Annotated in this window: 15 protein-coding genes; 6 read left to right on the top strand and 9 right to left on the bottom strand. The window is 69.8% G+C overall.

The window, feature by feature from the left end:
- Positions 1-6 precede the first annotated feature (6 nt).
- Positions 7-1236, top strand: a complete 1230-nt coding sequence (locus ABZ794_RS01900) for an acyl-CoA dehydrogenase family protein (protein WP_238688384.1) — start codon at positions 7-9, stop codon at positions 1234-1236.
- 157 nt (positions 1237-1393) lie between these two features.
- Here the strand turns inward: ABZ794_RS01900 and ABZ794_RS01895 are convergent, their stop codons facing one another.
- Complete coding sequence (locus ABZ794_RS01895; protein ID WP_210780613.1) at positions 1394-2164, bottom strand: DUF2306 domain-containing protein; 771 nt, start codon at positions 2162-2164, stop codon at positions 1394-1396.
- 192 nt (positions 2165-2356) lie between these two features.
- Complete coding sequence (locus ABZ794_RS01890; RefSeq protein WP_210780614.1) at positions 2357-3739, bottom strand: FAD-binding oxidoreductase; 1383 nt, start codon at positions 3737-3739, stop codon at positions 2357-2359.
- Positions 3740-3913: 174 nt separating this feature from the next.
- On the opposite strand from ABZ794_RS01890, the gene ABZ794_RS01885 reads away from it, so the two are divergent.
- Entirely contained in the window at positions 3914-5170 is a 1257-nt protein-coding gene (locus ABZ794_RS01885) for a sigma-70 family RNA polymerase sigma factor (RefSeq protein ID WP_238688382.1), read from the top strand.
- Here the strand turns inward: ABZ794_RS01885 and ABZ794_RS01880 are convergent.
- From ABZ794_RS01880 to ABZ794_RS01870, 3 genes are read right to left on the bottom strand one after another with little or no spacing between them, the layout of a single operon-like run.
- On the bottom strand, positions 5154-5786 hold the full coding sequence (locus ABZ794_RS01880; protein WP_210780616.1) for a dihydrofolate reductase family protein: 633 nt from the start codon (positions 5784-5786) through the stop codon (positions 5154-5156). The genes ABZ794_RS01885 and ABZ794_RS01880 overlap by 17 nt on opposite strands.
- Positions 5774-7021: a cytochrome P450 gene (locus ABZ794_RS01875; RefSeq protein ID WP_210780617.1), complete on the bottom strand. Its 1248-nt coding sequence runs from the start codon at positions 7019-7021 to the stop codon at positions 5774-5776. Before ABZ794_RS01875 ends, ABZ794_RS01880 begins: the two co-directional genes overlap by 13 nt.
- A gap of 22 nt (positions 7022-7043) precedes the next feature.
- Positions 7044-7814: an FkbM family methyltransferase gene (locus ABZ794_RS01870; protein WP_210780618.1), complete on the bottom strand. Its 771-nt coding sequence runs from the start codon at positions 7812-7814 to the stop codon at positions 7044-7046.
- A gap of 215 nt (positions 7815-8029) precedes the next feature.
- On the opposite strand from ABZ794_RS01870, the gene ABZ794_RS01865 reads away from it, so the two are divergent.
- Positions 8030-9574, top strand: coding sequence for an NAD(P)-binding domain-containing protein (locus tag ABZ794_RS01865; RefSeq protein ID WP_210780619.1), 1545 nt, complete (start codon positions 8030-8032; stop codon positions 9572-9574).
- Here the strand turns inward: ABZ794_RS01865 and ABZ794_RS01860 are convergent.
- From ABZ794_RS01860 to ABZ794_RS01845, 4 genes are all read right to left on the bottom strand, one after another.
- Positions 9558-10172: a nitroreductase family protein gene (locus ABZ794_RS01860; protein WP_238684297.1), complete on the bottom strand. Its 615-nt coding sequence runs from the start codon at positions 10170-10172 to the stop codon at positions 9558-9560. The two genes, ABZ794_RS01865 and ABZ794_RS01860, sit on opposite strands and share 17 nt — an antisense overlap.
- A 146-nt stretch (positions 10173-10318) precedes the next feature.
- Positions 10319-11470, bottom strand: a complete 1152-nt coding sequence (locus tag ABZ794_RS01855; RefSeq protein WP_210780620.1) for a glutamate--cysteine ligase — start codon at positions 11468-11470, stop codon at positions 10319-10321.
- A 48-nt stretch (positions 11471-11518) separates the two neighbouring features.
- Positions 11519-12682: a M20/M25/M40 family metallo-hydrolase gene (locus ABZ794_RS01850; RefSeq protein WP_210780621.1), complete on the bottom strand. Its 1164-nt coding sequence runs from the start codon at positions 12680-12682 to the stop codon at positions 11519-11521.
- 91 nt (positions 12683-12773) lie between these two features.
- Complete coding sequence (locus tag ABZ794_RS01845; protein ID WP_210780713.1) at positions 12774-13349, bottom strand: carboxymuconolactone decarboxylase family protein; 576 nt, start codon at positions 13347-13349, stop codon at positions 12774-12776.
- A gap of 392 nt (positions 13350-13741) precedes the next feature.
- On the opposite strand from ABZ794_RS01845, the gene ABZ794_RS01840 reads away from it, so the two are divergent.
- The 3 genes from ABZ794_RS01840 (at position 13742) to ABZ794_RS01830 (ending at position 21732) form a co-directional block, all read left to right on the top strand.
- Positions 13742-14506 carry a hypothetical protein gene (locus ABZ794_RS01840; RefSeq protein WP_210780622.1) on the top strand — a complete coding sequence of 255 codons (765 nt, stop codon included), beginning with the start codon at positions 13742-13744 and terminating at the stop codon, positions 14504-14506.
- 285 nt (positions 14507-14791) lie between these two features.
- Positions 14792-20158, top strand: a complete 5367-nt coding sequence (locus ABZ794_RS01835; protein ID WP_357513766.1) for a hypothetical protein — start codon at positions 14792-14794, stop codon at positions 20156-20158.
- Between the two features lie 389 nt (positions 20159-20547).
- The gene (locus ABZ794_RS01830; RefSeq protein ID WP_210780624.1) at positions 20548-21732 is read left to right on the top strand and encodes a low temperature requirement protein A; all 1185 of its coding nucleotides are present in this window, start codon (positions 20548-20550) and stop codon (positions 21730-21732) included.
- Positions 21733-21956 lie beyond the last annotated feature (224 nt).

Raw genomic sequence — 21956 nt, 5'->3', positions numbered from 1 at the left:
CCCGCGTTGACCGATCCAGGATTCCCCCCGGTGCCCGAGCCGGATCTCACGCCGGCCGACCTGATCGCCCGTGCCGAGGCGATGGTTCCCCAACTACTGGCCCGGCAGTCCGAGGTGGAGCGTCGGACGTTCTACGGTGAGGACGTCCACGAGATGTTCCGGGACGCGGGCTTCTACCGGATCACAGTGCCCCGGCGCTACGGCGGGTACGAGTTCGAGTTCGAGACGTTCCTGCGGGTGGTGATGATCCTGGCCCGAGGCTGCCCGTCGACCGCCTGGATGTTCTGCCTCGGCGCGGCCCACTCGCTGGTGACGGCGATGCTGTTCGAGGAGAAGGCGCAGGACGAGTTGTTCCGGGGCGGTGACTTCATCGCACCGGCGGTGATCGCCCCCGGCGGGACCGCCACCCGCTCCCCCGACGGTGGCTGGATCATCGACGGCACGTGGAACTACTGCTCCGGCATCCCCTACGCCACCCACTTCATCGGCCACGCCATGGTCGCCGGCGACGACGGCGAACCACCCCATCCGCTGCTGTTCATCGCACCGCGGGGCACCTGGACCCGTCTCGACGACTGGGGCGGGCAACTGGGGCTCAAGGGCAGCGGCTCGCACAGCGTCCGCTTCGACCGGGCCGAGATCCCGGACCACTTCGGCCTCGAGCACACCCACCTGGGCGAGGTCTCGGTGACGTCCGGGACCAGTGGGAGCGCGCTGCACGCCCACCCGCAGTACGGCGGGGCGCCGATGAGCTCGATGTGTCTGGAAGGCGCCACACTCGGGGTCGGGATCGCGCAGGGCGCGCTGGAGGCGTACGGCGAGGTCCTCTCCACCCGCAAGACCTCGACGCCACCGATCACCCTGCGCGTCGACGATCCGGACTACCAACGGTGGTTCGGTCAGGCCACGGCCATGATCTCGGCCGCCGAGGCGATCACGTTGAGCGCGATCCGCCAGTGGCACGACCTGACCACCCGCGAACCGGCCGCCTTCACCCTGGAGGAGGACCTGCGGATCGCGATGATCTGCCGCGAGGCGGCGGAACTGGCCTGGCGCGGCGTCGAGGCCGTCATCCAGCCCACGGCCGGGACCAGCTCGGTCACCGGCGACGGGCGCCTGGAGCGAGTCTGGCGTGACCTGTCCACCTGTCACAGCCACGCGGGCTTCGCGGTACTCCTGACGACGGCTCTCCCCCGCGTCTACACCCAGGCGCACTTCGGTCGGCTCACCGCCTGACCTCCCCACCGACGAACGACGAATGGCCGGACGCGTCCGGCCATTCGTCGTTGCCGCCATCGTCGACCACCAGCCGCCGGAACGGGCCCGCCGGACACGACGAGAGCCGCCCCGGGGGTCGGGGGGCGGCTCTCGTCGTGGGTGGGTGCCGGGCCCCTCAGGCGGGAGCGGGGTACGTGACGACCTCGGTGCCGTCCGGCGTGTGCCGGCGCTTGGCCATCCGTTCGATGATCCAGTGTGCGACCACCAGGTTGAGGACCCAGCCGAGCCAGTTGGCGAGTTCGACGATCACGCTGATGGCCAACGGCATCGTGGGCCAGATGGTGAACATGCCGACCAGGATGCGGCCCCAGGTGGTGCCCAACGCCAGCGCGAAGCTGTACGCCATCCAGCGGCGGTGCTCGGCGTAGCGTCCCTTGCGGACCATCACCAGACCGGTGATGGTCGTGGCGAGCCAGGCCACGCCCATCGTGACGATGCCGATGCTGCCCTGGTGGTCGGCACGCAGCGGGATCAGGGTGAACACGCCCAGGGCGGCCGACGGGAGAGCCCCGCCGAAGATGTAGACGCGGCCGCTGATCCGGTGGACCTTCGGGTGGTTGCGGCGCAGCCAGCCCCAGAACTGGAGGAACACCGTGATCATCGCGATGTTCCCGGTGATCACGTGCGCGACGACCAGGCTGTAGTGCACCGGGACGCCGGGGTCGAGGATGCTGCGGCTGTTGGCCGAGTCCGTGCTGAAGTAGCGCGGGAACGCGTACAGCAGGTTGAAGACGACGGCGCCGGCGAGGACGACGAGCCACAGGTAGGGCTGACGCCAGATCGACGACGACGGGGCCGACGGTGGGACCGATGGTGATGGTTCGGTCGCCTCGTGCGTCGGCGACCGGCCCACCCGAATGGTGGCTTTCTCCGCGTTCTGCGTCATGGAGGGGTCCCTCGGGTCGTAGGTCGTCAAGGGGTTGGCGGATCGCCTGATTCACGGGATCGCCGGCGCTCCCCGAGGGGGCGGGGAACGCCGGCGAATCTTCCACCCGTTAATCGCCTACGACTCTGGCACCCGTCGAAATCGGTCGTCATCTCCGAGGATGCGGTATGCACGACCGCTCGTGTGGGTTGCTCAGGAGGGCGAGATGTTGCCGTTGAGCTTGAACAGGTTATTCGGGTCGTACGTGCGCTTCAGCTCCACCAGCCGCGCGTACGTGGCGTCGGGGTAGGCCTCGTGGATGCGCTCGGCGGCATCGTCGTAGAGGAAGTTGACGTAGCTGCCGCCACCCGGCTGCTGAACGACCTTGGCGAACTCGTCGACCCAGGCGCGGTGCTCGGCGGCCTCCTCCGGCTTCTCGAACACGACAGCCGCCGTGAACATGATCTTACGGTCGCGGTGCGCGAACGCGGTCGCGTCGGACGGCACCCGGGCCATCGCCCCACCGAGCGGACGCAGCTGGGCGACGGGCATGCTCGCCGACGAGGTCTGCAGCGTCTCCAGGATCCGACCGGCCGTGGCCACGTCGACCTCGTCGACGAAGTTGGTCCGGCTGAACGTCAGCGGGTGGTAGTTCGGGTCCTCCGGCTGGTAGATGCCACTGAAGGGCATCGGCTGGACCATGTCGACCAGCACACCCAGCTCACGGATCGGCGCCAGGACCTTCGCGCCCTCCTCCGGGTCACCGGCGTAGACGATGATCGCGAGGATCACCAGCTGACCGACCGCCTCCTCGGGCACGCCGGGCATCGGGGGCGCCGGCATGATGTTGATGATGCTCGACAGCTCGTCGGGCGCCTCCAGCGAGATGCGCAGGTATTCCGCCACGACCTCCGGCGTCGCCGGCAGCACCAGCAGGCCGCCGAGCACCGTCGGCACGGAGTGCAGCCGGTAGCGGAACTTCGTGACGACACCGAAGTTGCCGCCGCCGCCACGAATCGCCCAGAACAGGTCGGGGTGGTTGTCGGCGTCGACAGTGAGGTGCCGGCCGTCCGCGGTCACCACGTCGGCGCCGATCAGGTTGTCGATGGTCAACCCGTGCGCGCGGACCAGATAGCCGATGCCACCGCCGACGGTCAGGCCGCCCAGGCCGACCGAGGCGGTGTCGCCGAAACCGGTGACCAGGCCGTGCTCGGCGGCCGCCTCGGTGTATGCGCCGGCGAGCACACCGGGCTCCGCCCAGGCGGTACGACTGTCGGCGTCGATCTCCAACGCGTTCATGTTCGAGAGGTCCAGGACGATCGCGTCGTCCCAGACGCCGTAGAGGCTGTGGCCGCCACTGCGAACCGCGAGCGGCAACTCCGACCCGCTGGCCACCGAGACGACATGCGCAACGTCGGCGGCGTTGACCGCCTTGACGATCACGGCGGGTCGCCGATCGACGCCACCCTGGAAAATCGTGCGGGCCTGGTCGTAACCGGGGTCGCTCGGCTCGATCACCTCGCCGACGACGCCCGCACGCAGCTGCGCGGCCACGGCGGTAGCCGTGTCGGTCGGCGCCACGATCTCGTCCTGCATGGAAGATACCTCCTGGTTATGGCGGTGCGGTCCCACCAGGGCCGCGTACCCTTTCGCAGTGAAGTCGGAGCCGTACCTCGTTTTTCGACATTGCCGCCGGTAATCAGCAACGTTCTCGTCCACACGCTTCGCCCACGGGTTCGCCGCCCAGGGCACTGGAGGAACCCCGGCACCGTGGCTGATGAGGGTAACGTGGCCTCCCGCTCGGAGGTCGAAAGTCTGCTGCGCCAGCTCGCGCCGCAGGTCCTGGGCGCGCTCTACCGTCGCTACGGCAAGTTCGAGGCGTGCGAGGACGCGGTGCAGGAAGCCCTGCTGGAGGCGGCGCTACGCTGGACGGACCAGAAGTTGCCGGACAATCCCCGCGGTTGGCTGCGCACCGTCGCCACCCGCCGGTTGGCTGATCAGTGGCGCAGTGACCAGGCCCGGCGCAATCGCGAGGTGATCGTCGCGGTGATGGGCCGCGCCGACGAGGCGGTCTCCGCCTCCGTCGACGACCTGCCCTACCAGCACGACGACACGCTGATGCTGCTGTTCATGTGCTGCCATCCCGCGCTGTCCGCGCCGTCACAGATCGCGCTGACGCTCCGCGCGGTCGGCGGCCTGACCACCAGCCAGATCGCCGCGGCGTTCATGGTGCCCGAGTCGACGATGGTGCAGCGGATCAGCCGGGCCAAGCAGCGGATCCGGTCGACCGGCACCCGGTTCCGGATGCCACCGCCGGCCGAGCGACGCGAGCGCCTGCGGGTGGTGCTGCACGTGCTCTACCTGATCTTCAACGAGGGTTACACCGCCACCTCCGGCCCGGACCTGCAGCGCGGCGAGCTGACCAGGGAGGCGATCCGGCTGACCCGCGAGGTGCACCGGCTGCTGCCCGACGACGGTGAGGTCGCCGGGCTGCTCGCGCTCATGCTGCTGACCGACGCCCGGCGCGACGCCCGTTCCCGCCCGGACGGCACGCTGGTACCGATCGCCGAGCAGGACCGGCGACTCTGGCACCGGGAGTCGATCCGCGAGGGCATCGCGCTGGTCACCCGCAGCCTGAGCGACGGGCCGGTGGAGTCCTACCAGATCCAGGCGGCGATCGCCGCGCTGCACGCCGAGGCGGCGACCGTCGACGACACCGACTGGCCGCAGATCGCCGCGCTCTACGAGCTGCTGGAACAGCTCGATCCGAACCCGATGGTGACGCTCAACCGGGCGGCCGCGACCGCCATGGCCAAGGGTCCGGAGGTCGGGCTGCGCCTGCTCGACGGCCTCGACGACCGCATCGCCAACCACCGGCTCGACGCGGTACGCGCCCACCTGCTGGAAATGGCCGGCGACCGGAGCGGGGCCCGGGTGCGCTACCTGCGGGCGGCGCAGCGCACCACGAGCCTGCCCGAACGCCGCTACCTGGAGTCGCGCGCGGCCCGGCTCAGCGACCCGCGCTGACCGCCGGCGGGGCCAGCCACAGGTGCACGACCTGGTCGGGCTGCTCGACCCGGCTGATCGGCAGCTCCACCTGGCCGTCGTGGTTGCGGTCGAACAGCCGCACCCCGTCGCCCATCAGCACCGGGACCACGTGCAGCACCAACTCGTCGAGCAGGCCGGCGCGCAGGCACTGACGGATCACGCTGGCACCCCCGAGCACCGACACGTCGCGGCCGCCCGCAGCGGCCAGCGCGCGGCTGACGGCACTCTCGACACCGTCGGGTACGAACTCGAAGCGGGTGCCGCCGGCCAGCTCCAGAACCGGTCGGGGCTCGTGGGTGACCACGAACACCGGGAGCCCGAACGGCGGCTCGTCGCCCCACGGCTTCTCCCCGTGGTCGTACATCCGCCGGCCGATCACGTGGGCCCCGACGGACGTGAACCCCTCGTCGAGGATCTCCGCGTCCCGGTTGGCCCGGCCCCCGTCGCGGCCGACCCGGGCCCGCCAGGTGGCCAGGTCGTAGATCCACTGGTGCAGACGGTGGCCGTCCACGCCCATCGGCAGGAGGCGACTGTCATCAGGGCCGGTCACGAAACCGTCCATCGACACCGAGATGTCGGCGGTCACTCGCGCCATCGGGGACTCTCCATTCCCAGGAGCACGGGCAGCCAGGCGGGCGCGTTCATGGCGAACGTCCCCTGGGAGGTCAACTCGGCGTCGGGCACCGCGAGGCGCAGCCCCGGGAAGCGCCGGAACAGGGTGTCCAGACCGATCTCCACCTCCAGCCGGGCCAGCGCGGCCCCGAGGCACCGGTGGATGCCGTGGCCGAACGACAGGTGCCGCTTGTCGGCGCGGCCCGCGTCGAACCGGGCCGCCTCAGGTCCGTGCACCGCCGGGTCGCGGCCCGCCCCGGCAAAGTGCATCAGGATCGGTTCGCCCTTGCCGATGCGTACGCCGGCGATCTCGACGTCCTCGACCGCGAACCGGAACGGCAGGTGCGCGACCGGCGCGTCCACCCGCAGCGTCTCCTCGATGACGTCGGCCCAGCCGGCGTCGCCCGAGCGGACCCGGCGCAGTTGCTCCGGCGCGTTCAGCATCGCCCGGACGGCGTTGACCAGCAGATTCATCGCGGGCTCCGTGCCGGTGTTGAGCAGCAGAAGCAGGGTGCTGACTATCTCGTCGTCGTCGAGGCGTTCGCCCTCGTCGCGGGCGGCGATCAGGTCGCTGGTCAGGTCGTCGGCGGGTTCCCGGCGCTTGCGGTCGATCAGGTCGTGCATCTGTGCCCGCAGCCGGGCGAAGGCGGCGGCGGCCTCCTGCGGGGTGATCTTCGCGCTGGCGGTGGCGTAGCCGCCGCCACCGCCGACGATGCCCACCCGCTCGGCGACCGGCAGACCGATCAACTCGCCGATCACGTGAGCCGCCAGCGGGTGCCCGAACCCCGCCTTCAGGTCGACGATCTCCGTGGGCGGGTGCATGGCGAGGTCGTCGAGCAGGTCAACGGCCAGCCGTTCGATCGCCGGCCGCATGGTCTGCACCCGACGCGGCGTGAACGCCGTACGGATCAGCCGCCGCTGGCGGGCGTGTTCGGGCCCGTCCGAGCTGGTGAGGTTCTCCATTCGGGCCCAGGCGATCAGCGGGAAGTCGGGCCCGATCTCGCCGTTTGCGTACGCGATCCAGTGCTGACGCGGGTCCTTGGAGAACCGGTCGTCGGCGAGGATCTCCTTCGCCGCGTCGTAGCCGGTGACCGACCAGGCCGGCACCCCACCCGGCAGCATGATCCGGGCCACCGGCCCGTGCGCGCGGATACGGGCCGACTCGGCGTGGATGTCGGCGCCACTCAGGTCGAGCCTGACGGGTGATCCGTTGTCCATGGCTGACTCCTCGACGGGTTTCTCAGACCGCGCGGACGGCGAAGGTCAGGTGCAGGTCGGTGTCGGCGAGTCGACGCTCCTGGGTGTCGGTGACGTCGAAACCCCGCTGGCGCAGCAACGCCTCGATGTCCCCGAGGCGGCCGTCGATGTCGTGCACCTCGACAACCAGCTCGCCGATCTTCGCCCAGTCGTCGTCGGCGATGCCGGCGATCACGTCGGCCTCGGCCTTCTCGACGTCGATCTTCACGAGGTCCGCCCGTTCGGCGCCGGAGTCGCGCAACAGCCGGGAGAACGTCATCGTCTCGCATTCCACATAGGACAGCTGGTGCCGGGACGTGGCCAGGTGCTCCGCATCGCGTACCGGGACACCGCCCTCGATGAGCAGTTTCCTGGCGAGGGCGGTCTCGAGGTCCTGCTCGGTGTACAGCCCGGACTCCGCGGGGGCCTTCGGGTAGTAACCGAACCGGGCGTGCCCGTCCGCCGCGGTGATCGCGACGTTGCGGGCCAGCCCGTCCGGAACGTGCCGCGCGAAGTTCTCCTCCAGCGCGCGGTAGGTGTCCGGGCCGGGCTCGGCCGCCACGATGAACGCGGCCGGGTAACGGGACTTGAAGAACATCGAGGCCAACCCGATGTTGGCGCCGATGTCGAAGATGACACCGGGTGTCGGCCGAGCGCCACCGGGACGACGGTAGGACTCCTCGACGAAGATCTCGCGGTAGAGCAACGCCGCCTCGGCGGCGTCGACCTGGGTGACATCCTGCCCGTTGGGCAGTCGACGCCGGATCAGGCCCATATCAACTCCTCGCGCTGGTCGGGGACACCACCTGAGAATGGGTGCTGACCACCGCCGCGGTCACCTTCCCGGTTGCGCAGGCCGCGCCGCGAAGCGTCAGGTGGCCAGTCGGACCATGAAACTCCGTCAACGGGTCAGACCGCCGTCAAGCATTGACACGTCCCGCTATCCATTCCATGGTCGATGGACTCATCACTGCGTCGAAGGGTCACAGGATGGTCGGCAACGAGCACAGGTACGTCATCGTCGGGGCGGGGCCCGCCGGGCTTCAACTGAGCTACTACCTCCAGCAGCACGGTGCCGATTACCTGACGCTCGAAAGTGGTGCCGAACCGGGCGGGTTCTTCCGGCGGTTCCCCCGGCATCGCCGGCTCATCTCGCTGAACAAGGTGCACACCGACAGCACCGACCCCGAGATCCGCCTGCGCTGGGACTGGAACTCCCTGCTCAACGACTCCCCGGAGCTGCTGTTTCCGAACTTCAGCGAGGAGTACCTGCCCGCAGCCGACGACCTGGTGCGCTACCTCGCGGAGTTCCAACGGGTCCACCAGCTCAACGTCCGGTACGGCACGACGGTCGAGCAGATCACGCGGACGGGCGACGGTTTCACCGTACGCACCGGCCAGGATGAGCTCCGGGCTCGCTGCCTGGTCGTCGCGACGGGTTGGGGCCAGCCGTTCGTGCCAGCCATCAAGGGCATCGAACATGCCATCGGGTACGAGGACATGGTCGTCGACCCCACGGCGTACGAGGACCAGCGGGTTCTGATCATCGGGAAGGGCAACTCGGCCTTCGAGACCGCGTCGGCCATCCTCGGCCGGGCCTCGATGGTGCACCTCGCCAGCCGGCAACCCCTGCGGCTCGCGTGGAACACCAAACACCCCGGCGACGTCCGTGGCCAGTACGGCGCGATCCTCGACAGCTACCAGTTCAAGACACTGCACTCGGTGCTCGACTGCACGATCGACGAGATCCGGCCCGTCGACGGGCGCTTCCAGGTGTCGATCACGTACACCCACGCCGAGGGTGAGACCGCCGTGCTCGACTACCACACGGTGGTGCGGTGCACCGGCTTCCGGATGGACACCACCGTGTTCGACGAGACGTCCCGTCCCGACATGGTGCGGGACGGCCGCATGCCCGGCCTACGTCCCGACTGGCAGTCGAGCAACATCGACGACCTCTACTTCGCCGGCACGATCGCCCAGGCCCGGGACGTCAAGCACGCGTCGTCGCCGTTCATCGACGGCTTCCGGTACAACCTCCGCACCCTGACGCGGATCCTGCGGGAGCGGTACGACGACGTGCCGTTGTCGTACACGACGACGGCTGCGGACGCCGCGTCGCTGGCCAAGCTGATGCTCGACCGGGTGAACTGGTCCTCGGCGCTGTGGACCCAGTTCGAATACCTCTGCGACGTGTTCGTGCGCGACGACGCCACGGGCGACTTCCACCACTACGAGGACCTGCCCGAGGACTACGCCGTGGAGCGTTTCGCGTCCGCCACCCAGTGGTACACGCTCGCACTACGGTGGGGCCGCGACGACTACGGTGACGTCTTCGCCATCGATCGGCACCCGACCCCCGACCGGGCGCGGGAAAGCGCCTTCATCCACCCGGTGATCCGGCGGTACCGAGGAGCGGAACTGCTCGCCGAGCAGCACCTGCTGGAGGATCTACTGGCCGAGTGGCGGCGCCCGGACCGGCACGTCGAGCCGTTGGTCGAGTTCCTGACCAGAGACCTCACCAGCGGATCATGACCTCGTCGAGGGGCTTGCGGGTCAGGTCCGGGACGTGAGCGTCCGGCGTGGGATACCCGACCGGCATGACGACGTACGGGCGCTCCTCCGGCGGCCGCTCACACACCTCGTTGAGGAATCGCATCGGGCTGGGCGTGTGGGTCAGTGTGACCAGGCCGCAGTGGTGCAGAGCGGTGATCAGCAGACCGACGGCGATGCCCACGGACTCCTTGACGTAGTACGGCTTCGGGCTGTGCGGCCCCTGGTGTATCTCGAACACGACGATGACGGCCGGTGCGGTCTCCAGGAACGGCTTCCGCCAGTCGGTGCCGAGCCCGGCAATCGCATCCAGCCACTCCGGGGAGGCGCGGCGATCGTAGAACGCACGTTCCTCGGCCTCTGCCGCCTCGCGCAACCGGCGCTTGCGGGCCGGGTCGGTCAGGACGACGAACCGCCACGGCTGGACATTGGCACCACTGGGTGCGGTCGAAGCGGCCCGGATCGCGGCCTCGATCACCCCGTCGGGGACGGGGTCGGTGGCGAACTCTCGCACGGAACGGCGCCGCGCCATCCGTTCCGCGAACGCCTCCGCCTCGCGCACCATGTCCGCCGGCCTCATACGGCTGTGCTGGATCGGAACCCTGGATTGCAGGTCTGCCTCGGTCACCTGTGGCCTCCACTGATCAGGTGTGCCGGGTGCCGTGGCAGGGCCAGCCGGCCGCGGCGTCCGGTTCCCCCAGCATTTCCGAGGTCGGCGGTTCGGTGTTACGCCTTCGTGCTGTCTTCAGGAGAAGGCACGTTCGGGGCGGTCCGGTTGGCGATCTCATCGACCACGTCGGTCAGGCGGCCGCGCAGTGCCGCGGCCGCCCGCTGGCGGGTCGCTCCGTCGCCGTTCGTGGCGAGGTGTGTCAGCCAGTCCTCGACCCGCTCGCAGTCGCCCGCCTCGTGCAGCGCCGGCCGGGCGAGCTCGACCAGCCGACCGGCGAGCGCCGCGGCGGGCAGCAGCCGGCCGGTGACGACGTCGACGCCGTGCCCGCCCATCCCGTCGCGGGCGGCACGCCAGTACGCGAGCCGCATCAGCTCGGGGACAAGTTCCGGTCCCTCGTCGCCCCGGTCGACGGCCTCACCGGCGACGACCACCAGCGCCCGCACCAGGGCGGCCAGTGCCGCGGACTCGGCGGCGGTGACGGGCACGTCGGCCACCCGCACCTCGAGGGTCGGGTGGTTCGTCGACAGGCGGAGATCCCAGAAGATGGTGCCCCGGTCGACCAGTGCGCCCACCTCCAGCAGCATGTCCACGTGGTCGTCGTACTGCTGCGCGGACCTCAGCAACGGAGGCGCGCCGGCCACCGGCCACCGCCCCCATGTGACGCTGCGCCAACTCGCGTATCCGGTGTCGCGCTCGGACCAGTAGGGCGAGTTGGCGGTGAGGGCGAGAAACACCGGCAGGTGCTGGCGCAGGTGGTTGCCGATCAGCACGGCGCGGTCCCGGTCGGGCTCCTCCACGTGAACGTGGACGGCGCAGATCGCCAGCTCGTCGTGCAACCCACGGAAGGTGGCGGTGCCGCGATCCTGGCGCGGCCCTTCGGTGATGGGCGGCGGCACGGCACTGCCGAGTACCGGCGAGCCGCTCGCGATCACCCGCAGACCTGCCGACAACGCTGCGGCCTGGACGACGGCTCGACCTTCGACGAGCTGCGCGCTCAGTGCGTCCAGGCTCCGGCACGGGTCGGTGCGGGTCTCGACCTGAAGCTTGGTGATCTCGCCACCCACCCGGGTGCCGAGGGCCGGACGCGCGCGGTCGACGACCGTGGCCGCCTCCGGCACGACCTCACCCCGGTCGACGTCGACGACGAGGAACTCCTCCTCGACTCCGAGCAGGGGAATGGACGATCCCGAGCGCTGTCCCGTAGTCATACCGACGCCGACCCCTCGCTGCCGGTCGTTCGCCGGCGCTGAGCCAGACTATGGGATGTCGTCGATGGGTTGCGGTCCGAAGCGCTCCATGGTGGACAGCACGTCGACGAGTCCGGCCAGAAGCGCAGTGCGCTCCGGCATCCGGTCGACACAGACGTACTCGTCGGCAGCGTGTGCTCCGCCGCCGACCGCGCCCAGGCCGTCGAGGGTCGGTACGCCCAGCGCGGCGGTGAAGTTGCCGTCGGACGCGCCGGCGGCGTGCGCACCGACGAGGTCCGGGATGCCAAGCTGGCGGGCGGTCGACTGGGCCAGTTCCAGGAGCGGCCGCGCCAGCTCGGGCGACATCGGGTAGCGGTTGATCCCGCCCTGCACGGCCAGCGTCGCCTCGGGCAGGAACGGCACCAGCCCGCGGATGGCGTGATCCACACGTTCGAGTTCGTCCCTGGTCCAGGCCCGGACGTCGACGGCCAGGCTGGCGCGTTCGGGCACCGTGTTCGTCGTGGTGCCGGCGGAGAGCAGGGTCGGCGTGACCGAGGTGCCACCGCTGTCCGCCGCGCCGAGCGCACCCAGCGTGAGGACCTGGTGGGCGACCTCGACCGTGGCGTTGACCCCGCGTCGTGGTTCGACGCCTGCGTGGGCGGCGCGACCCCGGACCGTGAGGCGGTACACCGAGCCGCCCTTCCTGGCCACCTTCACGTGCCCGTCCGGAGTGGCCGCCTCGCAGACGAGAACCGCACCCGAGCGCCGCGCCTCACGCTCGATCAGTGGCCGTGACGTGACGGACCCGGACTCCTCGTCGCAGGTGAGCAGCACGCCGACCGCCGAGGTGTCCTCGACCAGGCGCAGTGCCGTGAACATCTGCACGATGCCACCCTTCATGTCGCACACGCCGGGTCCGGTCGCGACGCCGTTGCGGACGGTGAAGGGCCGGGACCGGATCGTGCCCACCGGGAAGACCGTGTCGAAGTGGCCGAGGAGCAGCACCCGCTGGCTGGCGGCCGGCCACAGCAGGTGCGGCAGGCCGTCGATCACGACCCGCCGGGCGGGCCGGCCGAGAGCTTCCTCACCCCATCGGGTGAGCAGGTCGGCACAGGACTCGAGATGGGGCAGCGAGCCCGGTGCCGACTCGGACGCGACGAGCGTGCCCAGCCGGTCGACCATGTCTGCTTTGAGCTGCGTCGCGGCGTCGAGCAGACGGCGTGGATGGTCCATCGATCCCTCCAACCTCACGGGTGACGGGCCTGGCCAGGCGTGTCCGTCGACCATCGCAGGGGGATCGGGCTGTGGTCACCCTTGTTCGTGCTCAGGCAGCCGGTTCACCCGCCGGCTGCGGGACGGCCGATCCGTAGCCGAACTCGACGATCCGACGTGTGGACTCGGCGTAGGCGTCCTGCCCCTCGGGCGCGAAGGTGCCGAGCCCGTCGACGTACCGGTTGAACATGCAGAACGCCGCGGCGATCAGGACGGTGTCGTGGATCTCCAGGTCGCTGGCGCCCTCCGCGCGGGCGTTGGCGACCAACTCCGTGGTGACGTGTCGGCCGCTGATCTGCACCGCGCCGGCGATGCGCAGCAGCGCCCGCAGTTTGGCCGAGATCGGGGCGCTGTCGAGGTCGGCGCGCACCTGGTCGACGAGGGTCATGCCCTCGTCGAGCTGTGCCGCGGCGAACGCCGAGTGCGACGCGCAGCAGAAGGTGCACTCGTTGCGCCCGGAGACGTACGCCGCGATCAGCTCGCGCTCGCCGGCCGGGAGCGAGTGAGGGGCGCGCAGCAGCACCTCGGCCAGATCGTTGAGCGGCTTCGCTGTCTCCGGGCGGTACCGCATCGGACCGGATATGCCGGGAAGCTGCTTCTCGTCGATCCCCAGATCGATGTGCGCCATGGTGGTCATGCCTCTCAGCCGTGAGTCGTGGGCCGGTCGGGCGGCGCTCGTGCCGAAGACGACTGCCGGCGCCCCGGATGGCGCCGCCGCCGCGTCGCGCCGCCACGATCTCATTCCGTCCGCCGGGCGCGCTTCTTCAATCGTGCTCTGTTCCACTGACGAGCGCGCGTTCCCGCGGAGGACGCCTCATGGCTGCTGCGGGAGAGCCAGGAGCAGCGCGCACGCCAGACGCCGAATGCAGCGCCACTTCGCGGCTGGACCACCAGCCTGAAACGCAGACGGTGCCGCGCTGCAGTCGATCTCAGCGGACGTGAGGTGGGAGCGCCACGTTGGCGGTGGTCGACGAGCTCACCGCTCGTCCTCCTGTGGCGGCCGGCTGGCACGATGATCCGATGGCGACCGAGCCCCAGGGACCACGTACGGATACCGCCAGCTACGAAGCGGCTCCTCCGAATCCCTACGGCGTCTACCAGGCTGCTGACGGGTTGGGCGGGATAGCGGCACCTCTGCTGGCGGCGGCAGCGGTCACGCTGCTCGGCCTGGTGCTGCAGATCGAGAATGCCCTGAGGTGGCCGAGCCTGTCCCTGCTGCTGTTCGGAGCGGCGCTCATCCTGCTGTTGCGGGCGGTCCAGTCACACGCCCGCGCTCGTGGCTATTCGGTGACACCGAGCGAAGCTCTCGCCTGGTATCCGGACGCCGCAGATCTGCAGCGGCGTCGTGTCGTCCAGTGGGAGTTGCGACGTCACCAGGCCGCGTGGCGGTTTTGGATCGGCCGGGCCCGCCGCCACTACAACCTGGGGGTGCTGTTTCTGCTGAGTGGCGCGGCAGTCCTCCTGGTGCCGGCCGATCCACAGCACCTGACCGGTACGCGGTGGGCCGCTATCGCCGTACTCGGGTGGGGTTGCGTGGTGGAGACCGTTGCGATCCTGATCGCCTGGCGTCGTCCTCGTTGGTGGGCACGGTGGTGGGCCGCGGATGCGGATCGCCGCCGCCCGGTGCGCTGGCTCAACCAGATGGTCCGCTGGATCGCCCCGCCGGATCCCCCGGTCCCTCCGCAGGAGCCGGACCTTACCGAGCATCCGCGTCCCGGGCCGGCGGATCCGCCTGGCGGCGGTCGGGCCGCTGACGGAGATCCGACACCACAGCTGGCTGGCTGACCCGACCCGGCGATATCCGGTGGATCACCGCCGATTGCGCCGAGGCGGCGCCACAGCAGGTCATCCGGGTGCCACCGCGTTACCTACCTCGCTCGGTTCCTCCCTGCCAGATGCCGGTGAACCGGCAGGTGTCAAGGTGTCTGGCCTCCGGCGGGACCTGACAGATGGGACACCGACTGGGCTGTTCCGGTGGCCAGTCACGGGTGGGTTCCTCTTCGGTCACCGTGCCAGTGTGGAGGTACACCGTTCACCCGACAACCTCCCTTTCAGCGATGGGATGAGGCCATGGTTGGCACCGCCCGGCAGACGTCGGTACGACGGTTGGACCTGTGCGCTGTCGATGTGCTTGATCCGCTGCACTGGCGATGGGTGCTGGTCGACCCGGGCACCGGCCGGCAGCTCGCCGAACACGCCGTCACGCTCGACCGGCGGCGCTGGGAGGTTGCTGCCCTAACCGACCTGCACGCCTACCTGAGCTGGCGCGCGGAACCGGACCGGCGGGTGGCAAGTGCAGCCGAGGTTGTGACGCGACTCGGCGGGTTCATCGCGCTGGAGGTCCTTGGGCCGGCGATCATGGCGGAGCTCGGCGGACACGCCCCGGTGCGCCTGCGGATCAGGGTGGCTGAGGCGACGTTTCTGACCGCGCTCCCCTTGGAACTGGCTCACCTGGACGGCATCCCACTGGCGAGGAGCGAAAGGGTGCAGGTGTCCTTCACGGTCACCGCCGACAGCACCCCCGCGAAGACGCCAACGGCTACCGGTCTCCGGCTTCTGGCGGTGTTCAGCCTGCCGACCGGGACGACCGCGTTGCGGTTGCGCTCGGAGCGGCAGCAGCTGACCAGCCTGATCCGCCGGCTGAACCGCACGGTCGATGTGGAGATCGTTCAGTGGGGCGTGACCCGCGAGGTGCTCGCCGACCGGATGGAACGCGACGGTGGCCCCGACGTGCTGCACCTGTCCGGTCACGGTCGGCAGAGCAGGTTGCTGCTGGAAGGTCCGGGCGGAACACCGGACGAGATCGACGCCACGTCCCTGGTGGACTTACTCCGCCCGGGCAGTGGCCGGCTGCGGCTGGTGTTCGTCTCGGCGTGCGAGTCAGCGGCCGCGCCACCGCGCTGGGTGGATCTCGACGAGCCCGCAACTCAGGTGACGGAAATCGCCGCCGCGCCGGCCAGTCTGGGGGTGCGGCTGGCACGTGAGCTGGGTTGCACAGTCATGGCCATGCGCTACCCGGTGACCGACGATGTCGCCGGCGACTTGGCCATCACCTTCTACACCGGCCTTATCAACGACGGATTGGATGTCGGAACGGCAGCGGCACAGGCGATCCGAGAGGTCGCCGCGGCGGGCGTGTCTGCGGCCCGGCCGGCGCTGTCGCTGGCAGCGCCGGTGCTGATCGGTTCGGACGAGGTCACCGTGGTCAGAGCGGACCTGCCGACCGCGCGGGCGAGTGCAGAGCCGTTCGCCGCCGACCCGCTGACGGGGTCCACCTCACCGTCGAGGCCATCGTCGGCTGGTTCCACGCCCGCGGCGCCGGACCGGTTCGTCGGGCGGGAGCAGGTGATGACGGTCGCGGGGGCCGGGCTGCGACCGGACGGCGGCATTCCGGTCATCGTCCTGACCGGGATGGCGGCGGTGGGCAAGACGGCCTGCGTGGTGGAACTCGCGCACCGGCATCGGGCCGATCTCGACCGGGTGGTGTTCTGGTCCGCTCCCGAGCGGGACGTCGACCAGCAGGACACGGTGGCTGCCTTCGTCGAAGCCGTCGATTGTGGTGTCGGCAACGCCATCGCCGCCCCGCTCGTTGCGGCCGACGATCGAAACGGGTGGGTAACGGTTGCCGCCGAACTGCTCGACCGGTGCGACCGGCACCGGACCCTGCTCGTGCTGGACAATGCCGAGTCTCTCCTGGATGCGGACGGGCGCTGGCGTGATCGACGTTGGTCGGACCTACTCACCATGCTCGCCGCCCGCCCGGGACCGACCCGGCTGCTGGTTACCAGCCGGATCCCGCCGGCCGCACCCGCCGGTGCCGGGGTACGCCAGATAACCGTCGAACCGCTGTCCGACACCGAGGCGGGGGCCCTGGTCCGGCAACTGCCCAACCTTCGGCGGCTGCTACACATCGACGACCCTGCCAGCTCAGCCGCTCCAGACGCCGCGGCGGCGACAGACGATCTGACGTACCGGCTGGACCGGTCGCTGGTGACTGCCGCGCTGGCCGCCGCGCAGGGTCATCCAAGGCTGCTGGAGCTGGCCGACGCCGCGGCGGTCGAGCCGGGGGAGCTGGCCCGCCTGCTCCAGGTGACCAGCCAGCCGGCCGGCGGCGCGCAGTGGCTCGGCGAGACGTTGACGGGCTGGACCCGTGAAACGACGTGGCGGCTCGATCCGGCGGCGTTGCTGATGGTGCAGATGCTCGCGGCCATCGAGCCGGCACACCGTCTCCCCGGCACCCTCCGCGTGGCCTGGGGCGATCTGTGGGGGGCAGCCGGTCGGCCGGGCGAGGCCCCACCGAGCGACGCGATGTTGTCGGTGCTCGTCGCTGCCGCGTTGACGCAGCGGCGGACCCTCGCCGGCACGTCGGTGCCGCCCGGTGCCGACCTGGCGGGCGGCACCGACGTGATCCGGTACGAGCTGCACCCGACCGTCGCCGCAACGGTGCGGGCCGACACGTCGGCGCAGGTCGCCAGCGCGGTGGACCTCGTTCTCGCCAACGCCTGGCAGCAGGTCGCCCGGGCGCAGGAAGAGCGCGGCGACCGGGAAAGCACCTCGGTGGTGGTCGGCGCGTTTCTCGCGGCGGTGCCGTACCTGCTCCGGCAGTCAAGCTTCGCGCGCGCGGCCGGATGCCTCGGCGCGGCGCTGGTCCGCGACACCAGTCCGCGGACCGCGCGGATCGCCCTCTCCTACGCCGCTGCCCTGGATCCCGCCATACCCGGAGCCGACCTGGTCGTCGCTATGGCGCTGCAACCCCTGGACCCGGTCGAGGCGGAACGGCTGTTGCGGCAGGCATTGTCCGCACCTGATGAGGAGGTGGCAGCGGTCGCCGCCGGCGCCTTGACCAACCAGTTGCACCAGCAGGGACGCCTCACCGAAGCGTTGGAGCTGGCCGAGCGACATGAGCAGTTGGTTGAGCGCGCGGGCCCATGGAGACGGGCCGGAGCCCGGGTGACGCGGCTGCACGTGATGCACGAGAGCGGCCAGGCCGGGCACGCACTGACCGAGGTGACCAAACTCCTCGACGAGCTGCGGACCATGTCGACCGAGCCGACCGCCCCCGACGGGCCGCCGGAAGGCGAGGTGGCGTGGCTCGTTCGGCAAGCGGCCCGCAGCCTCGCGGTGAGCGCCGCTCTCACCCTGGAGCTGTGGCAGGTCGCGCTCGACCACAACCAGCTTCTGCTCGACAGCGTTCAACGACGCGGTGCGGCCGAGGCGGAGGTCGCGTTCTTCTGGTTCAACGACGCTCACGCACTGATCCAACTTGGTCGCTTCGACGAGGCACAGAAGGTGCTGACGTACTGCCAGCGGGTCTTCGACGAGCATGGCGCCGAGCTGAACCTGTCCCGGGCGATCGGCGCCCGGGCCCTGCTCGCCGCGAAGCAGGGCAACCTGACCGAGGCGGTGGCCCTGGAACAGACCGCGCTGCGGCTGGGCTACCGGCATCCGCTCGCCGCCGACCTGGCCGCTGGACACCAGATGCTCGGCAACCATCTCGGGAAACTCGGCACCGATCCGGCCGGACAGCTCGGCCACCACCTGGCCGCCGCGCTGTTGACCCGGATCACCGGGTCGGCCCTGGTGACCGCGTTCCTGCACCCGGTCGCCGCCGATCTGCACACGTACGGGCAGAGCCGGCTACCGGCGGACCTCGGGGCGCTGGCGGCCCGGGTCGAACGCGTCGACGGCGTGCGCTTCCTACAGGTGGTACACGCGCTGCTCGCCGCCGATCCGGCGGAACGGGACCGCGTCTTTCGCTGGGCCGAGGCGTCGGAGCAGTGTCGTAGCCGGGCCGAGGAACATTTTGACGGGCTTCTCGGTGACGTCCGGCGCGCCGCCGAGGAGCAGGGCTTCGACCTGACCGGCAACCTGCTGCGCTGGGAGGGCCTGATGCCGATGATCGCCATGGCGGCGACGGGAGATGCGCGGGCGAACCGGCAGCTCACCGCGATCCTGCAGCCGATAAAGCAGGGAACCGACGCTGGCGGGCTAGCCACGGCGATCCGTCAGGTGGTCGGCGGCGAGCGCGACGATGCTGCCCTGTTCGCCGAGCTTCATCCGGCCGATGCCGCCGTCGTCCGCCGAGTGCTGGAGACGATTCGGTGGCGGGACAATGTGCGGGCCCGCCCGGATGAGGATCGGTTGGCCCTTACCGAGGCGGACTACCGCGCCGCGGTGGACGCTGACGATCACGTACGGGCGGGTCTGCGGGCGGCGGAGCTCAGCGGCCTGCTGCGCGTCCGGAAGCAATTCACCGAGGCGCTGCCGTACGCCGATCAGGCCATCGCGCATCGCCGGCGGGCCGGATTCGGGTTGTGGAGCCAGCGATTCGATCTCGGGCGGCGGTTGCAGCTCCTCAACGACCTGTGTCGTTGGGAGGAGGTCCTCGCGGAGCTGGCACCGCTACGCAGCGAGTTGCGGGGCGAGCCGAACCTGCCCAGCCGCACCGACCCGGTGAACCCGTCGACGGTGCGAGACCAGCTGCTGACTCTTGGCTTGCTTGCCGCAGTCTCACTGCGGGACTGGGAGTTGGCAGTCGAATTCCACGACGATCTCGCGGCGAACATGCAGTTGCGCGGCGCGAGCCGGGTCGAGCTCGCCCTGCACAAGCTTGACCGGGTCACGCTGCTGAGCCCTCTTCGACGCATCGCCGAGATCGGAGAGATGTACGACGAGGTACGAGCGGTGCTCTCGGACAACCTGGACGCGGAGACTCGGGCGCGGTTCGACGTGGCATTGGATCGGGCCGCGACAACGCTGGCACCGGAGGCGCCGTGGCGTCGGCAGGCGCTGGCCGACGCGTACGAAGGGATGGACAGCCTTCCACTGATCGCTGTCGAGCACTACTACTTCGCGAGTGGTGACGGACCAGCCAGGACGCCGACCGCCAAGGCGTCGCATCTGCTCGCTTCGGCGGTCGTCTGCAGCCTGGACGGTCAGGAAGCCTCCGCCGCCTTGACAGTCCGGCACGTGGCACCGCACCTGTACCAGCCGGACGGCACCCGGGCCATTCCCACCCTGGACAGCATCGTCGCCGTCGTGGAGGAGGTGCCCGGCGTACGGTTCAGGGAACTCGTCACCCAGGTAATCGGCACTCCGAGCCGGGCCGCGGCGGCGGTCGCCGATGCGGTGCGAGCCGCGTACCGGATCCCGGTAGCCGAGCTGTTCAGCCTGGACCAGGTCGTCGCGGACCACGAGACGGCGATCGCCGCGGTGGCGGCCGCCTACACCGGCAAGCTGCGGGAACGAACGGCATGCGAACCGATCCTGGGCGAATTGGCGACGAAGCCGAACGGGGCGCCACTCGCCACGGCATTACGTCGGGCGGCAGCCGGGAACCTGCTGTCGGTGGACGAGCAGGAGGCGATGCACCCGGTTCACGCGGCGATCATCGGTGCGCTGCGCAGCAGGATCGACAGCATCGGCCGTCAGCGATGACCGGTCGCCCGTCCGCGCACGCTGGCCTTGCCGATCCGTGACGGCGGCCGGCCCGGGCTACCGCCGTGCGGCGTATAGCGCCGTTGAGATAGACGTTCGCGAAAGAGATATACCGATGTCCGCACGATCGACATCGACTGAGGAGCGGCGTCCACCCCACTGATCGCCGCCGCGCCCGATCACCGCGCGCCGGTGGTCCCTCAGCCTGGTCACCACCCCGGGCGGTAGGAAACGCTGCCAGATGATGGCCTCACAGGTCCGAACCTCTCAGGGCTAGGGCCCGTTTGCGTCGCCTTTAACGTGAGTTGACGAATCGGTCCCAGGGTTGAGGCCCTGGCGCTTGTAGTGAAGCCCGATCTTCCCGGCTTGATCGTCGATATCGTGGTCGAATGCCGACCTCACCTCCCGAGAAGGGGGTTATCTGGGAAGAACTCTTCTTCGACCTGGCCTTCGTGTTCGCGCTCACCCAGTTCTCCCACATGCTGCACGAGGACCACAGTTGGGCGGGGATCGGCCGGGTCCTGCTCCTGTTCGTGACCATCTATTGGGCGTGGGCTGGCACCACGATCTATACCGACCAACGCGATGTCGGCAACGCGCTGGATCGGGCTGGCGTTTTCGCCCTCGGGCTCGGCAGTCTGCTGCTGGCTCTGACGGTTCCCGGTGCCTTTGGGGATCGGGGCCTGCTGTTCGTCGGTGTTTACCTGGCGATGCGGGTACTGCTGGCGGCGCTGGCCTTGCGCACCCCAGGTGGCTGGCGGTCCCCGGTCTTTCGCCCCTACGGGTCGGGGCTGGTGGCCGGTCCGCTGCAACTGGCGGGTGGCCTGCTGCACGGTACGACGCGAATAGTGCTCTGGTCGATCGCGGTCCTCGTCGATTTGATCGGTACCACGATCAGTCGACGGACGCTGGATAAGGTCAGGGTCCGGCCACTGCATTACACCCACCGTTACGGACTTCTGATCATCCTCGTGCTCGGCGAGTCGGTGATCCAGGTCGGAATGGTGGCCGTGGACGAGTCGCTGACCCTCGCCCGGGTGGCCGCCATCTGCCTCTCCTACTCGCTGGTCTGCGCACTCTGGTGGGCGTACTTCATCTACGGTGTCCGGGCCTTCCGGCTCGCGGTGGACCGGAGCGAGCAGCAGGCAGATATCCGCCGCTCCGTGATGGTCTACGGGCACCTGCTATTCAGTTTCGCGATCATCACGGTTGCCGTTGGCCTGTCCGAGGTAGTGACGGAACCCCTCGAGCCGCTTCGTGCCGGCGAGGGGACTGTGCTCTTCGGTGGCGCCGCGCTCTTCCTCGGCACCTTCGCCTACACCCACTGGCGAATCCACCGACAAATCGCGCGACGACGGATCGGCGCGAGTGTGCTCTGCCTGGTTCTGATGCCGCTAGCACCCCTGGTGCCGGCCCTGGCCGCCCTGACGACCCTGTTCGCGGTGGTTGCCGGAGTGAGCGTGCTCGAAGGGATGATCATGCACCGTCACCCGCTGATCGGGGAACGCGTGACGGTGGGCGAAATACGTGACGACCCGGGTCACGTGGACGAGGGCCCCGTGGTGCGCGAATGACGCCGTCCGACTGAAGCAGCGCCGCAACCCGCTACGACAAGACCGGGACCTCAGACCACACAACCGTCACCATCGCCGCGCCACTCCGTCGGTGGTGAACCTGCGAAGACAGAGCCCAGGGGCAGCATCAGCAGCTCGGCGAGCAGAGGCAGCAGGATGACGGCGCCGGCCGAGAGTAGCCAACTGCCGAAGTGGACTGATGAGAAGTGTTCGCGAATCCAGGC

The organism is Micromonospora sp. NPDC047187 (assembly GCF_040643355.1).
Taxonomy (GTDB): Bacteria; Actinomycetota; Actinomycetes; order Mycobacteriales; family Micromonosporaceae; genus Micromonospora; species Micromonospora salmantinae.
This window is presented reverse-complemented; position numbering and strand designations above follow the sequence as displayed.